Origin of the sequence: Coriobacterium glomerans PW2 (genome assembly GCF_000195315.1) — a bacterium.
GTDB lineage: Bacteria > Actinomycetota > Coriobacteriia > Coriobacteriales > Coriobacteriaceae > Coriobacterium > Coriobacterium glomerans.
Genome location: NC_015389.1, coordinates 718,083 through 733,266, shown reverse-complemented (window position 1 = coordinate 733,266; position 15,184 = coordinate 718,083). Strand labels below are relative to the sequence as shown.

Below are 15,184 nucleotides of genomic sequence, written 5' to 3'. Positions count from 1 at the left end.
GCGCGCGGAACGCGCTGGTATTCGATTTGAAGCATGCTGTAAACTTGACCGAGAAATGATACGTCGCCGTCGGCCGCACGAGCAACGCGAGAGCGGGCGGCGCAACGACCGCATCGATGGCCGCGCGCGCTCTGCGCCCGCGAACGGACGCGAAACGAGAAAAAGGGACCTCCCGCGATGCGGGAGGTCCCATCCTCTTCGGCTTCCGGCGTCGGTGCCGTCCACCGGTCAGCGGCGTCCTGCTCTCCCACGGGCTGACCCCGCAGTACCATCGGCGCTCGGGGGCTTAGCTTCCGGGTTCGGAACGGTTCCGGGCGTGCCACCCCTGCTGTGACCGCTGACCGGTGGGCGGCGCCCCGCCCGATCGGTCTGTCCGGGGATCTCCCCCGCGCCCCCCTGGGGGCCGCACAGCACATGAGAAGGGAGACCCGATCGGGATCTGATGGTGTATCGCGGCACCCTCGGGCGTGGCGCCCTCGGGGCCCTTGTGAGGGATGCGGGTAAGAGCTCGGGCGATTAGTGCCGCTCGGCTGAGGGGCTCGCGCCCCTTGCACCTGCGGCCTATCGACCAGGTGTTCTGCCTGGGCCCTTACCATAAGGAGAACTCATCTCGGGAACGGCTTCCCGCTTATATGCCTTCAGCGGTTATCCGTGCCGGACGCGGCTACCGGGCGATGCCGTTGGTCGACAACCCGTGCACCGGAGGTCCGTCCACCCCGGTCCTCTCGTACTGGGGGCAGCCTCCCTCGATTCTCCTGCGCCCGCGGAGGATAGGGACCGAACTGTCTCACGACGTTCTGAACCCAGCTCGCGTACCGCTTTAAACGGCGAACAGCCGTACCCTTGGGACCTGCTCCAGCCCCAGGATGCGATGAGCCGACATCGAGGTGCCAAACCTTGCCGTCGATGTGGACTCTTGGGCAAGATCAGCCTGTTATCCCCGGAGTACCTTTTATCCGTTGAGCGACGGCCCGCCCACATGGGGCCGCCGGATCACTAGAGCCTGCTTTCGCATCTGCTCGACGTGTCCGTCTCGCAGTCAGGCCCGCTTGCGCTCTTGCACTCTCAAGGACGGTTGCCGACCGTCCCGAGCGGACCTTCGCGCGCCTCCGTTACTCTTTAGGAGGCGACCGCCCCAGTCAAACTGCCCACCTGGCACGGTCCCTGCGCCGGATCGCGGCCGCAGGTTAGGACGCCGGGCGCGCGGGGGTGGTATTCCAAGGGCGGCTCCGCCGGGGCTGGCGCCCCGGCATCGATGCCTCCCACCTATCCTCTACGCGCGCGCTCGGCGGCCAATGCCAAGCTGCAGTGAAGGTTCACGGGGTCTTTCCGTCCTTCCGCGGGAAGGTCGCATCTTCACGACCAGTGCAATTTCACCGGGACCATGGTCGAGACAGCGCCCAAGTCGTTGCGCCGTTCGTGCAGGTCGGAACTTACCCGACAAGGAATTTCGCTACCTTAGGACCGTTATAGTTACGGCCGCCGTTTACCGGGGCTTGGCTTCGGGGCTTCGCGCTCGCGCGCTGACCCCTCCGCGTGACCTTCCGGCACCGGGCAGGCGTCAGACCCTATGCGTCGCCTTTCGGCTTGTGCAGAGTCCTGTGTTTTTGGTAAACAGTCGCTTGGGCCTCTTCACTGCGGCCGCCTCTCGCTCGGGGGGCTGAGCCCCTCCACGATGACGCGGCACCCCTTCTCCCTAGGTTACGGGGCCATTGTGCCGAGTTCCTTGACCATGGTTGACCCGATCGCCTCGGTATGTTCTACCCACCCACCTGTGTCGGTTTGCGGTACGGGCGCGCGCGCGCCTTCCTTAGGGGTTTTTCTCGGGACCCGGGCTCGCTCGCTTCACTCAGTCGCTTCGTCCGGAGCCTCGCCCTCATGACGGGGGGATTTCCCTCCCCGTCGGGCCGCGCTCCATCACGGGGACGTCCAGAACCCCGCCGAGCTACCCCGATCCGTCGCCCCGTCGGTCACGCGGCGCGCGCGCGGTGCAGGAATATTCGCCTGCTGCGCATCGGCTACGCCTTCCGGCCTCGCCTTAGCCCCCGACTGACCCTGGGAGGATTAGCCTCGCCCAGGAAACCTCGGGTTTACGGCGGACGAGTTTCTCTCTCGTCTCTCGCTACTCATGCCAGCATTCTCGCTCCCGGGCGGTCCACCGGCGGTCGCCCGCCGGCTTCGCCCCGCTCGGGACGCTCCCCTACCACGACGCCACGTCAGTGGCGCCGTCCGCCGCTTCGGTTCCCGGCTTAGCCCCGTGTATTGTCGGCGCATGTCCACTCGACCAGTGAGCTGTTACGCACTCTTTCAATGCGTGGCTGCTTCTGAGCCAACATCCTGGTTGTCTGCGCGGACGCACATCCTTTGCCACTCAGCCGGGAATTGGGGACCTTAGCGGGCGGTCTGGGCTGTTTCCCTCTCGAGCGCGCGGCTTAGCCCACGCGCTCTGACTGCCGCGCTCGCGGCCGCCGGCATTCGGAGTTCGGTTCGGCTCGGCAGGCGGTGAGGCCCCCTCACCGATCCGGTGCTCTACCTCCGGCGGCGATCGCGCGACGCTAGCCCTAAAGCTATTTCGGGGAGAACGAGATATCTCCGGGTTTGATTGGCCTTTCACCCCTATCCGCGGGTCATCGCCGCCGTTTTCAACCGACGTGCGTTCGGCCCTCCACGGGGTCTTACCCCCGCTTCAGCCTGCCCGCGGATAGCTCACCCGGCTTCGCGCCTGCGGCGCGGGACTTCACGGTCGCCCTGTTCGGACTCGCTTTCGCTGCGGCTCGCTTCAAAGCTTCGCCTCGCCCCGCGCCGGCAGCTCGCTGGCTCATTCTACAAAAGGCACGCCGTCACGGCTCCCGAAGGGGCCGCTCCGACTGCTTGTGGGCGCACGGTTTCAGGTGCTGTTTCACTCCCCTCCCGGGGTGCTTTTCACCTTTCCCTCACGGTACTCGTTCGCTATCGGTCACAGGGGAGTATTCAGGCTTGGATGGTGGTCCACCCAGATTCGGACCGGGTTTCACGTGCCCGGCCCTACTCAGGGACCGCGTTCGGGGGACATCCGAGGGTGCGCCTACGGGACTCTAACCCTGTGCCGTCGGCCTTCCCATGCCGTTCGGCTCCCCTCGATGCCTCCCCGGGCAGGGCGGAAGGCCCTGCCGCGCGCGGCCCTGCAACCCCCGGGGCGCCGGGCCCCTCCGGCCCGTCGGCGCTCCCAGGTTTGGCCTAGGCCCCCGTTCGCTCGCCGCTACTTGGGGGATCTCGAAATTGATTTCCTCTCCTCCGGGTACTTAGATGTTTCAGTTCCCCGGGTTGTCCTCCCGGGCCCTATGTGTTCGGGCCCGGGATGCATGGACTGCTCCATGCGGGTTCGCCCATTCGGAGATCCGCGGGTCGCAGGGCATGTGCCCCTCACCGCGGCTTATCGCAGCTTGTCGCGTCCTTCGTCGGCTCCCTGTGCCAAGGCATCCGCCGTGCGCCCGTGACATCTTCCCGTCCCTCGGACGGGCCCTGGCCACGTTCGCGCCATCATCGGCGCCTCGTCTCGTCTCTCGGCCGGCTCCCGCCGGCCGCTCAATCGAATCTTGGGCGCCCCTCGTCGGGGCGCCCGGGTGTCGCATACCGCACCCCCTCTCGGGGGCGCGATCAGATCTCTCTCAATTCCTGATGAATCATAAGTCGAAGATGATCTTCCACTCGCTTTTCAAAAAAATGGAGAATCGATCGGGTCCGATGCCTCTCGGGCATCGGCCCTTCTCGTGCTATGCGGCTCTCAGGGTGCGCGGGGTCGACCCCCGGGGACCGGACACCGCGAGGATGCTGCCAGGACAGAACCGGCCGGGCGCGCTGCGCCGAGAAACGGTCCTGAGTATCGAGTATCTGTCTTCTAGTTCGAGGTCTCTCCCTAGAAAGGAGGTGATCCAGCCGCACCTTCCGGTACGGCTACCTTGTTACGACTTCACCCCCCTCGCCCTCCACACCTTCGACGCGTCCCCCCATCGCTGGTCGGGCCCGCGGCTTCGGGTGCAGACGACTCGGGTGGTGTGACGGGCGGTGTGTACAAGGCCCGGGAACGCATTCACCGCGGCATGCTGATCCGCGATTACTAGCAACTCCGACTTCACGGGGGCGGGTTGCAGCCCCCGATCCGAACTGGGGCCGGCTTTGTGGGATCCGCTCCGGCTCGCGCCATCGCATCCCGCTGTACCGGCCATTGTAGCACGTGTGCAGCCCAGGGCATAAGGGGCATGATGACTTGACGTCGTCCCCGCCTTCCTCCGGCTTGACGCCGGCGGTCCCGCATGGGTTCCCAGCATTACCTGATGGCAACATGCGGCGGGGGTTGCGCTCGTTGCGGGACTTAACCCAACATCTCACGACACGAGCTGACGACAGCCATGCACCACCTGCGCAGCCTCCTTCCGGCCACCGGGTCTCCCCGGCTTCAGCTGCATGTCAAGCCCTGGTAAGGTTCTTCGCGTCGCTTCGAATTAAGCCACATGCTCCGCTGCTTGTGCGGGCCCCCGTCAATTCCTTTGAGTTTTAGCCTTGCGGCCGTACTCCCCAGGCGGGACGCTTAATGCGTTGGCTGCGGCACGGGGGGATCGTCCCCCCACACCTAGCGTCCATCGTTTACGGCTGGGACTACCAGGGTATCTAATCCTGTTCGCTCCCCCAGCTTTCGCGCCTCAGCGTCGGTACCGGCCCAGAGGGCCGCCTTCGCCACCGGTGTTCCTCCCGATATCTGCGCATTCCACCGCTACACCGGGAATTCCACCCTCCCATACCGGACCCGAGCCGGGCGGTTCCGGGCGCGAGCGGGGGTTGAGCCCCCGGATTTGACGCCCGGCCTGCCTGGCCGCCTACGCGCGCTTTACGCCCAATGAATCCGGATAACGCTTGCCCCCTACGTATTACCGCGGCTGCTGGCACGTAGTTAGCCGGGGCTTCTTCTGCAGGTACCGTCTGATCTCTTCCCTGCTGAAAGCGGTCTGCGACCCGAAGGCCTTCCTCCCGCACGCGGCGTCGCTGCGTCAGGGTTCCCCCCATTGCGCAAGATTCCCCACTGCTGCCTCCCGTAGGAGTCTGGGCCGTGTCTCAGTCCCAATCTGGCCGTTCGGTCTCTCAACCCGGCTACCCGTCGTCGGCACGGTGGGCCCTCGCCCCGCCGTCTACCTGATGGGCCGCGACCCCATCCCGCGCCGCCGGAGCTTTCGCCGGGCCGCCATGCGGCGGTCCGGCGCATCCGGTATTACCCGCGGTTTCCCGCGGCTATTCCGGAGCGCAGGGCAGGTTGGTCACGTGTTACTCAGCCGTTCGCCACTCGCTTCCGCCCGAGGGCGGGTGCCGTTCGACTTGCATGTGTTAGGCGCGCCGCCAGCGTTCATCCTGAGCCAGGATCGAACTCTCCGTCCAATGAGCGGCCCCCGAGGGGGCCGCGATTCGGCGAGGCGCCCGACCGGCCAGCGATGAGTTCTCGCTGATCGGATCCATCTCGTAAAGTCTCATCAGTCCCTGGAAAGGAATCGTTGCGGGGCCGCCCCGTGGGGCGGCTCGCAAAGATCTTCTCACAGTTCATAACATTTGAACAAAATGGTCTGTCTGTCCTGGCGGGACCGGCATCTCGCCGTGTCCCACCTCGCAGTATCCGGTTCTCAGGGTACCCGCCGCGGTCTCCCTCGCGTCAAGCTCGGGGCCACGCGGCAACGTAATACTCTACTGGAGCGCGCGACCTGAGTCAAGAAGAATCTTTCAACTCATGTCGTTCACATCGAGGGACATACGCGTCATCTGAATCTTCTGAAACGCGATCGAATCTCTTCGTGAACTCCAGCGGCTGCTTATAATAAGCCATCGCGCACCGTTTTCAAGCGTCAATTTCATTTTACAAAAAAATAAATCCCCCAAAGGGCGCATCGGTGCGCTTAAACCGCTGCGATGGGTCGCTCAATATGAAACAGGGCGCCCTCGGCGCCCTGTCGCATGCAGATCCCGCTGATTCGAAAGCTGCTCTAAACCTCGAGCGCCTTCTTCGCGATGCCGGTGAGCTCACTGAAGGACTCCGGGTCCTCATAGGCCATCTGAGCCAGGACCTTGCGATCGAGCTCGATGCCAGCGAGCTTGAGCCCGTGCATGAACTGCGAGTACGACAGGTCGTCCATGCGCGCCGCCGCGTTGATGCGTGTGATCCACAGACTGCGGATGTCGCGCTTCTTGGTGCGCCGATCGCGGTACTGGTACTGGAGCGAATGCTGAACCTGCTCCTTGGCGTGCTTGTATGTGCGCGAGGCCGCACCGTAGTAGCCCTTCGCGCGACTCATTACGGTCCGGCGCTTCTTCTTGGCAGAAACTGCGCGTTTGACACGTGCCATATCTCATCAACTCCTACTCGGTGATTGGAACGATCGGGAAGCGTCGCCTAGGCCAGACGAGCCTTTATGACTTTGCGGTCAGCAGGGGAAACCTCTGTCTCCTGCCGATACCCGCGTTTGCGGTTCTGGCTCTTTTTGCCTGTGAGGTGGCTCTTGAACGCCTTGGCACGCATGATCTTTCCGGTGCCGGTGAGACGGAAGCGCTTCTTGGTTCCGCTATGGGACTTCATCTTGGGCATGATCATTACTCCTTATCGGTTGCGAAACGTTACTCGTTGCCGCCTGCCTCGGCCTGCTCCTCGTCAAACGCGCCCTTGATGGGAGCAAGGACCATGAGCATGTTTCGGCCCTCGAGCTTGGGTGCGGACTCGACCACAGCGCAGCTTTCAAGATCCTTGGCGAGTCTCTCCAGCACGTTCAGGCCCTGCTCGGGATGGGCCATCTCGCGGCCTCGGAACATGATGGTGATCTTCACGCGGGCGCCCTTTTTGAGAAACCTCAGGACATGGCCCTTCTTCGTCTCGAAATCGCCGACGTCGATCTTGGGACGAAACTTCATCTCCTTGACCTCGACCCTGGACTGGTTCTTGCGGGCGGCCTTGGCTTTCATAGCCTGCTGATACTTGAACTTGCCGTAATCCATGACCCGGCAGACCGGGGGCTCCGCGTTGGGAGCGATCTCGACCAGATCGAGGCCCTGTTCATCAGCGATGCGCTGAGCGTCGCGGATGCCGAAGACCCCGAGCTGGGATCCGTCGACGCCGATCAGCCGACATGTCGTCGCCGTGATGTCCTCATTGATGCGCGTGTCGTCAGACTTAGCTATTTTCCTTACCTCCTTTTGATGGCCAATAAAAAAACCCGGGGCCATGAGCGGCGTCCAGGTTCTCACAGATCCTCGAAGGCGAGGCATACGGCCCGCCCTCGATCCTCAATTGTGAAACCAGCCAGCTGCCCGATAGCGCCGAAAGGTGGAGACCGCACGGATCTCGCTTCGATTGCCTCGCATGAGCGATGCGGATGCATCATAGCACAACATCTGTGAATTCATGCGTTCATCACGGATATGCGCACCAGAGGGTCAATTGCGCGGGTGAGACGCGCGGGTGAGACGCGCGGGTGAGTCGATCGGGACTCTGCGCGCATGGTGCCCGAGGTGAGATTTGAACTCACACGATGTCGCCATCGGAGGATTTTGAGTCCCCTGCGTCTGCCGTTCCGCCACTCGGGCCGCATTTCCGCGCCGGACCATAGTAGCACAGATCGAAGCTCGCCACGAGTCCGGATGCAGCCCGCATCCGTTTCAAACGGATGCGGGCTGCGCGCATGACGTACGATCCGCCGATGCCGTTACGCCTTGCCCACAGAGCCGAACTCGCCCATGAGCTCCTTGGTGCGCTCGACTATCGCATCGCGACCGGGCTTGAGAAGCTTTCTGGGGTCGAAGCCCTTCTCTCGCAGATCATCTCCCGCCTCGATATAGCCCCGGGTGGCACGAGCGAACTCAACCTGCAGATCGGTATTGACATTGATCTTGGCCACGCCCATCGTGATGGCGCGCTTGACCTGGTCGACCGGGATGCCGGTGCCGCCATGAAGCACGAGCGGCAGATCGCCGACCTTCTTTTTTATAGCCGCGAGCGTGTCAAACGACAGACCCTGCCAGTTGGCCGGATACAGTCCATGGATGTTGCCGATGCCGCAGGCGAGGAAATCGACTCCCAGCACGGCGATCTGAGCGCAGCGCTGCGGATCGGCGATCTCGCCCATTCCGGTGACGCCATCCTCGGTGCCGCCGATGCCGCCGACCTCAGCCTCGACCGAGATGCCCTTGGCATGGGCTATCTTCACGATCTCGGCCGTGCGATCGAGGTTGACCTGAAAGTCTTTTTCGTGGCTGCCGTCATACATGACCGAAGTGAAGCCCGCTTCGATGCATTTGAAGCAGTTCTCATAGGTGCCGTGATCAAGATGCAGAGCGACCGGCACGGTGATATCGAGCGTCTCCATCACATCGACGACCATATCCCGGCAGACCTTGAAGCTCGACATCCATTTTGCCGCACCGGAGGTGCACTGGATGATCAACGGTGATTTCGCCTGCTGCGCCGCCGTCAAGATGGAGATGGTCCACTCCAGGTTGTTCGTGTTGAAGGCACCGAGTCCGAAATGGCCCTCCTCAGCCTTCTTGAGCATGTCCGTTGCATTGACGAGCATAGAAAACCTCCCATGATAAGGTTGCACCCATAACTCATCCAGCATACCACGCACCGATGTTTTCCGCTGCCGGGGCGGCAAGGGGCGAAGGCGGCTTCAGACGGATCAGGAGGCTGACATGAACGGGTTGAACTCGAGTTCCTCGGCCATCGTTGTACTGCGACCGTGTCCGACCAGACAGTGGGTGTCGGCAGGCAGCAGCCGGGCGAGCTTCGTCAGCGAGTGCAGCATCGCGCACTCGTCGCCCCCCTCGAGATCCGTGCGACCGTGGCTGCTCGGAAACAGCGTGTCGCCGACGAAAGCGATATCGCCCTGATCGGTCGCCGTGAACAAAACGATGCCGCCGGGCGTGTGACCGGGTGTCTCGATCACTTGGAGGACCGCGTCACCGAACTCTATGGTGTCGCCCTCGGCGAGCAGACGAGAGGGCTCACCGGGATCCTCCACGGTCACGCCCCAGCGCTCCTTCATGCTCTTGATGGCAGTCCCTATCAACGCGGCATCGGCGGCCGATATCAGAAACGCCACGTCAGCCCCCAGCTCCTTGCGCATCGCGGCCACACCGCCCACGTGATCGGCATGACCATGCGTCGAGATGATCGCGCGAATCGTGACGCCCGGGTAGCCCTTCTCGAAATCACGGGTGAGCTTCGCGCCATCCCAAGCCGGATCGATGACCACCGCCTCAGCGCCCGAGATCACGAAATACGTGTTCGTCTCGATGGGACCGTTCACCACAGTCTCAATTTGGATGCTGCCTTTCGGATCGGTATCGAGCTCCATGCTAACTCCTCCGTTTCATCTGCTCGCCGCCTTCTCCGGGCATGATCCGGCGAGCATCGTATACGCTTTCTACCCGTGTGATCGCCGCAAACAGAGGGTCGAGGCCACTCGCGTCAGAAATCTCCACCAAATAGCGGAGCACGGCTATCCCTTCTCTGGTCGTCGATGTGGAAGCAGACAAGATGTTGCCTCCCGCGTCGCCGATGGCGATGGTGACGTCCTTCAGCAGACCCATGCGATCGAGACATTCGACGACGACTTCCACGCGGAACAGCGCATCGGCCGCGCAGTCCCACTCCACTGCCGTCATACGCTCGGCGTGCTCCATCAGACCCTTCACATTCGGGCAGCTCGCACGGTGCACGGAGACGCCCCTGCCGTGCGTGATGAATCCCACGATATCGTCTCCGGCGACGGGGTTGCAGCAATGCGCCAGATGAATGAGGATGTCGCCGCTATCGGAACCCTTCATGCGAACCCCGCAGCTTCTATGTTGCTCCTGCTGAGGGGAACGCCGGGACCCGCGGGAGGGCGCGGGAGTGCTCAAGGCCCCTCCCGAGGCCGTCTTCTCGCCGAGCGGTTTGGGATCGAGCAGGCGCTCCACCTTGTTGCCGACCGAGCGCGCAGCGAGCTTTCCTGCGCCGATCGCCGCGAACAGGTCTGCAAGCTGCTTGTACTTGAGCTGTTCGGCGATCTGCGTGAGCGCTCGAGTCGATCGTGCCGTGGATATGCCATAGCCTCGACGTCGCAGATCACGCGCCAGGATATCCCTGCCCGAAGCCGCGTCGTCGTCTTTGGTGGCCATCGCGAAGTAACGTCGGATCTTCGACTTCGCAGAGGGGGTGTTGACGATCGCCAGCCAATCCCGTGAGGGCTTGGCCGACTTGTTCGTGAGTATCTCGACGCGCTCGCCCATCGAGAGCCGATGCGTGAGCGGCGCCACGGCTCCGTTGATCTTTGCGCCTACGCAGTGATTGCCCACCTCGGTGTGGACGGCGTAGGCGAAATCGAGCGGTGTGGCACCGGCGCGCAGGCTCATGACCTCGGCTTTTGGCGTGAAGACGAAGATCTCCTGATCAAACAGGTCGGCCTTGAGGGTGCGCAGGAACTCCTTGGCGTCCTCGATGTCGTCGGAGGCCGCCCAGTCGAGCGAATGCCTGAGGGTGTTTATCTGCTCGTCTTGCCGCTGCGCCTCCTTCGATTTGAGAGAGGCGCAACCTCCCGACTTCTTGTAGAGCCAGTGCGCGGCGATGCCGTATTCCGCCTGCTCGTGCATCTCGGCGGTGCGGATCTGAATCTCAAGCGGACGCGCCGTGGGGCCGATGACGGTGGTGTGGAGCGAGCGGTAGTTATTGAGCTTCGGCGTGGCGACGTAATCCTTGAAGCGGCCGGGCATCGGATGCCACAGCGAGTGGATCGCACCGAGCGTGAGATAGCAATCATTCATGGAGGGCGCGATGACCCGGAGCGCGACGAGATCGTATATCTCGGAGAACTCCTTGCCCTTGCGTCTCATCTTCTGATGGATGGACCAGTAGTGCTTCGAGCGACCGCTGATTTGATAATCGCCCATCCCCATCTTCTTGAGCTCGTCGGTAAGCGTCTTTATCGTCTCGCTGAGAAAGCGCTCCCGCACCTCGCGTGACTCCGCGACCATCCGAGAGATGCGCTGGTAGGCCTCAGGATCGAGATAGAAGAACGACAGGTCCTCGAGTTCCCATTTGATCGAGGACATACCGAGCCGATCGGCGAGGGGCGCGTAGACATCCATGGTCTCGCGCGCCTTGAACAGACGCCGATCCTCGCTCAGAGCGGCCAGCGTGCGCATGTTGTGCAGGCGATCAGCGAGCTTCACGATGATCACGCGGATGTCGCGACTCATGGCGAGAAACATCTTGCGCAGATTGAGCGCCTGCTTCTCATCCATTGAGCCGACCTCGATATTCGTAAGCTTGGTCACCCCGTCGACGAGCTCGGATACGGTCGAGCCGAACAGACTCGCGACCTCATCGAGCGAGGTCTGCGTGTCCTCGACCGTGTCGTGCAGCAGCGCCGCGCACAAAACGTCGCAGTCCATCTTGAGCTCCGCTAAGATTATGGCGACTTCGACGGGATGGTTGATATACAGCTCGCCCGAACGGCGCTTCTGGTTCTCATGCCGCTCGGCGGCGAAGCAGTAGGCGCGCTCCACGAGATCGCTGTCCTCGACGCTCATATACCTTCGACAGAGCTGAATTAGCTTCTCGCAGTTGTCTGCTATGATCTCGGGCGGCAGATCATCCGCGCGCGTGTAATTCATCATCTCCGAGAAGGGTTGCAGCGACGCATCATGCTCGGCGCGTGTCTTCGCATCCATAGTGCCCCTCCCTATCCGATCGCATGTTCCGCCCGAGGGGTGATCGGGCGATTCATTCGAGCCAGCATATCACGTGACGGCGCATCGAGCGCCCATTTCATGAATGAGGAGAACGCCAGCCGCGCATGAAGACCCTCGAGATAGAGAATCGAGCGCGTGAGTTCGACGCGCACGGACGCCGAGCCCATCTCGATGGCGCGATGCTCGTCGAATCCGATGACGCGCAGAAGACCGAGCTCCTCGAAGATGGAGATGCCCGCGTCGACGCTGCGTTCATCGATGCGGCATGTTGACCGAATGGCATGGCACATCTGCGCGATCTCCCCGTCAGGCGCGCGAACGCTGACCCCGTCGGCTCCCCCCCGGCCGCTCTGTCGCAACGTCTGAAGCGCCCGATACAGCACCGCGAGCTCTTCTCGAGGGGGCGCTGCGGCATCGAGCAGGTTCTCGTTTATGCGCGCGTCGCGGCGCGTATACAGCAGATGGATGCAGGCCGTCTCCCCATCGCGACCGGCTCGTCCGCTCATCTGATTGAACTCCACGGCGCTGAACGGCATGTGATACAAGACGACATGGCGGATGTCGGGCAGATTGACGCCCTCGCCGAATGCGGAAGTCGAGACGATGCAGACGAGCGTTCCCTCGCGAAAGGCGTCCTCGACGCGGCAGCGATCAAGACGCGAGAGACCGGCGTTGTAGTACGCGATGGCGACAGCGATGTCCGGAACGCGCTTGCGCAACATGCGCGTCAAGGCGACGGAGCGATCACGTGAGTTCACATAGACCACGCACTTCTCGCCGCGAGCGACGATCGAGACGAGGCGATCCTCTCGGCATGCCAGGTCGCGTCCGTCCTCGAGCCGCAGGTTGGCGCGGACCGACTCATCGACGACGACGCGCTCGATGTGCAGCAGCGAGCAGATCTCGGAACTCACGTCGGCATCAGCCGTCGCAGTCGTCGCCAGAACGGTCGGCGCGTCCATCTGATCGAGAGCCCTTGGCATATCGAGATAGGCGCTGCGCTGCCCCGACTTCGCGAGACCGGCGTGATGCGCCTCATCGATGACGACGAAACCGATCCGCCCTGAGGCCGCGAAGCGCTCTGCATGGATGGTGAAAAACTCCGGCGTGGTCAAGACGATATCGAGTCCGCCGGAGGCCAATGCGTCAAACGCGCTCTCACGAGCAGAGGAATCGGTCTCACCGGTGAGGACTCCGACGGTGAGACCGAACGACTCGCATGCCCCGACGAGATGGAAGGCCTGGTCTGCCACGAGCGCCCGCAGCGGATAGACCAACACGCTCGCGCGACCGCGGCGCAGCGCCTCCCTGACGGCATGCACCTGGAATACAAGCGACTTGCCGCGGCCGGTGCCCATGATCGCAAGACAGCTCTGCGCCTGCGACAGCGCATCGAGCGCTTCGCGCTGCGCTCGGTGGAGCCGGCCGTCGCCGATGAACGCCTGAAGCAAGGCGGTCGTGAGCTCCTCCTGCGTCAGCGCTGCGAATCGCGCCCGCCGCGCGGACGCCTCCTCAGCGTCTGCGCGAGGCGCGACCGACTCACCCGTTTCGACGACGAGCGGCGAGCGCGGCTCCGCGGTCGGTGCGCTCGACCGAATCGGCGCGGGTGAGCGCACCAGGATATCCTTTACGAGCAACTTGGTCTTGACCTGACCGCGCCACCGCTCGGCGATCGCCTGAAACACGAGGTCGACGGCGCTCTCACATGCGCACAGCTCCTGCACGTCCGGAGCCCTGAACATGATGGCCGGCACCGTCGCGATCCCGTCGGTCGCCCGGAAACGCATGTGATCCGCGCTCCTGCCGACTCCGGCTCGATCGATCATCGTGACTCCGCGCGCCGCGAGCAGAGGCGCCGCGTTGCCGCGACCGAACGGCTCGAGCACCGATATCTGCGCCACCGTCTTGACATCGAGTTCGGAGAGAGCAACCTCCGTCGCGATCTCAGCTCGATCCTCAAAGGCCTCAGCTGGCAGCTCATCGAGAATCTCCGCGAGACGCTCGCGAAGGTCGGGCAGTCGGGCGGCATCCAGGGTGGCGCCGACGGCACCCGCATGGCCGCCGAACCGGATCAGCAGATCCGCGCAGCGACTCATCGCATCGAACAGGTTCACGGAACCGACTGAGCGCCCCGATCCGCGTGCGATGCCACCCTCGATCGAGAAGAGCACGACGGGAACATGGAAACGGTTGACGAGCCGACTCGCCACGATGCCCTTCACGCCTTCGTGCCAGCCCTCCTTGCCCGCGACGATGACGCGGCCGATACAGGAGGCCCGTCCCACCAGGGCGAGGGCGTCCTCAGCGAGCTCCGCCTCGAGTTCACGGCGGCGGGTGTTGATCTTCTCCAGCTCAGCGGCGCGCCGACCCGCCTCGACGGGATCCCACTCGAGCAGGAGATCGAGCGCGAGCGCGGGATCGGCGAGGCGACCCGCTGCATTCAGGCGCGGGATCAAGGAGAAGGAGAGCGCCTCGGCCGTCATGGCGCTCAGATCGACTCCGGCCAGCGACGCGAGCGCGCTGAAGGCTGGTCGCGACGAGTCGCGCACGCGGGCGATCCCGTCGGCGACGAGAGCGCGATTCTCGGGCGTGAGCTCCATCATATCCGATACGGTCCCGAGCGCGGCGAGATCGGTGAGCCCTCGCCACAGGTCGGGAGCACCCGATCTGTCGCCGAGGGCCTGCACGAGTTTGAGAGCGACGCCCGCCCCCGCAAGCTCATGCGAGCAGCCGCTCGCTTCGAGCTTGGGATCGACCACGGGCACCCCCTGGGGCACCGACTCACCCGGCTCATGGTGATCGGTCACGACCAGATCGATGCCGCGCTCGCAGAGGTAGTCCACCTCCGCTCCGGCGGCGATGCCGTTGTCAACGGTGACGATCAGGCTGGGCGCGCACGCTCGGATCACGCGCTCGAGCGCGGTCTCGGTGATGCCGTAGCCCTCGCCGAAACGGTTGGGGATGAACGGTTGGACGCGCGCACCGAGCGCGCGCAGGCCCTCGGTGAGCAGACAGGTCGATGTGATGCCGTCGACGTCGAAATCGCCGAATATCGCAATGGACTCATGCTCCTCGATCGCTCGGGCGAGGCGCATCGACGCATCCGCCATGCCCGGGATCGCGAGGGGATCGCCCCAGTCACGATCGAGCGAGGGCTCGAGAAAGCGCTTCGCGGCGCGCACCGAGCTGATACCGCGTGCGACCATGATTCTGGCGACGAGCGGGGCGACTCCCAGCTCCTCAGCAAGCAGTCCGGCGGATCGGCGATCGCCGGAAACCATTGTCCAGCGCCTGCATCCCTCAAGCGATGCCATGGGCGGCCCCCTTTTGAGATGAGTCGGGACCGATCAGCACCTGATAGCCGAGACGGCCCTCAGGTGCGAAGGATAAGAGCTTCATAGTCGAGTCCTCGCATTGGCCCGCTTCGGCGGGCTGATTTCGTATC

Annotated in this window: 7 protein-coding genes, 1 tRNA gene and 3 rRNA genes; all 11 read right to left on the bottom strand. The window is 63.6% G+C overall.

Annotation, left to right across the window (positions count from 1 at the left end; all coding sequences use genetic code 11):
* Nucleotides 1-226: 226 nt before the first annotated feature.
* A 5S ribosomal RNA gene (gene rrf / locus CORGL_RS03150) occupies nt 227-342 on the bottom strand.
* 153 nt (nt 343-495) lie between these two features.
* A 23S ribosomal RNA gene (locus tag CORGL_RS03145) occupies nt 496-3,486 on the bottom strand.
* A 413-nt stretch (nt 3,487-3,899) separates the two neighbouring features.
* A 16S ribosomal RNA gene (locus CORGL_RS03140) occupies nt 3,900-5,406 on the bottom strand.
* Together the 16S, 23S and 5S rRNA genes form the textbook arrangement of a ribosomal RNA operon.
* Nucleotides 5,407-6,002: 596 nt before the next feature.
* Entirely contained in the window at nt 6,003-6,362 is a 360-nt protein-coding gene (rplT, locus tag CORGL_RS03135; RefSeq protein ID WP_013708472.1) for a 50S ribosomal protein L20, read from the bottom strand.
* Between the two features lie 47 nt (nt 6,363-6,409).
* Nucleotides 6,410-6,601: a 50S ribosomal protein L35 gene (gene rpmI / locus CORGL_RS03130; protein ID WP_013708471.1), complete on the bottom strand. Its 192-nt coding sequence runs from the start codon at nt 6,599-6,601 to the stop codon at nt 6,410-6,412.
* A 29-nt stretch (nt 6,602-6,630) separates the two neighbouring features.
* Nucleotides 6,631-7,233 carry a translation initiation factor IF-3 gene (gene infC / locus CORGL_RS03125; protein WP_041738558.1) on the bottom strand — a complete coding sequence of 201 codons (603 nt, stop codon included), beginning with the start codon at nt 7,231-7,233 and terminating at the stop codon, nt 6,631-6,633.
* 274 nt (nt 7,234-7,507) lie between these two features.
* Nucleotides 7,508-7,593, bottom strand: a tRNA-Leu gene (locus CORGL_RS03120).
* Nucleotides 7,594-7,712: 119 nt separating this feature from the next.
* Nucleotides 7,713-8,579, bottom strand: a complete 867-nt coding sequence (gene fba, locus CORGL_RS03115) for a class II fructose-1,6-bisphosphate aldolase (RefSeq protein ID WP_013708469.1) — start codon at nt 8,577-8,579, stop codon at nt 7,713-7,715.
* 105 nt (nt 8,580-8,684) lie between these two features.
* A complete protein-coding gene (locus CORGL_RS03110) occupies nt 8,685-9,362 on the bottom strand; it encodes an MBL fold metallo-hydrolase (protein WP_013708468.1) in 678 nt (225 codons plus the stop codon).
* A 1-nt stretch (nt 9,363) separates the two neighbouring features.
* Complete coding sequence (locus CORGL_RS03105) at nt 9,364-11,718, bottom strand: RelA/SpoT family protein (protein WP_013708467.1); 2,355 nt, start codon at nt 11,716-11,718, stop codon at nt 9,364-9,366.
* 11 nt (nt 11,719-11,729) lie between these two features.
* Nucleotides 11,730-15,053: a single-stranded-DNA-specific exonuclease RecJ gene (recJ, locus tag CORGL_RS03100; protein ID WP_013708466.1), complete on the bottom strand. Its 3,324-nt coding sequence runs from the start codon at nt 15,051-15,053 to the stop codon at nt 11,730-11,732.
* Nucleotides 15,054-15,184: the final 131 nt, after the last annotated feature.

Excerpts from the sequence above, each read along its gene's own strand:
- rplT (WP_013708472.1), bottom strand. The coding sequence starts at position 6,362 with ATGGCACGTGTCAAACGCGCAGTTTCTGCCAAGAAGAAGCGCCGGACC.
- rpmI (WP_013708471.1), bottom strand. The coding sequence starts at position 6,601 with ATGCCCAAGATGAAGTCCCATAGCGGAACCAAGAAGCGCTTCCGTCTC.
- infC (WP_041738558.1), bottom strand. The coding sequence starts at position 7,233 with ATGGCCCCGGGTTTTTTTATTGGCCATCAAAAGGAGGTAAGGAAAATA.
- fba (WP_013708469.1), bottom strand. The coding sequence starts at position 8,579 with ATGCTCGTCAATGCAACGGACATGCTCAAGAAGGCTGAGGAGGGCCAT.
- CORGL_RS03110 (WP_013708468.1), bottom strand. The coding sequence starts at position 9,362 with ATGGAGCTCGATACCGATCCGAAAGGCAGCATCCAAATTGAGACTGTG.
- CORGL_RS03105 (WP_013708467.1), bottom strand. The coding sequence starts at position 11,718 with ATGGATGCGAAGACACGCGCCGAGCATGATGCGTCGCTGCAACCCTTC.
- recJ (WP_013708466.1), bottom strand. The coding sequence starts at position 15,053 with ATGGCATCGCTTGAGGGATGCAGGCGCTGGACAATGGTTTCCGGCGAT.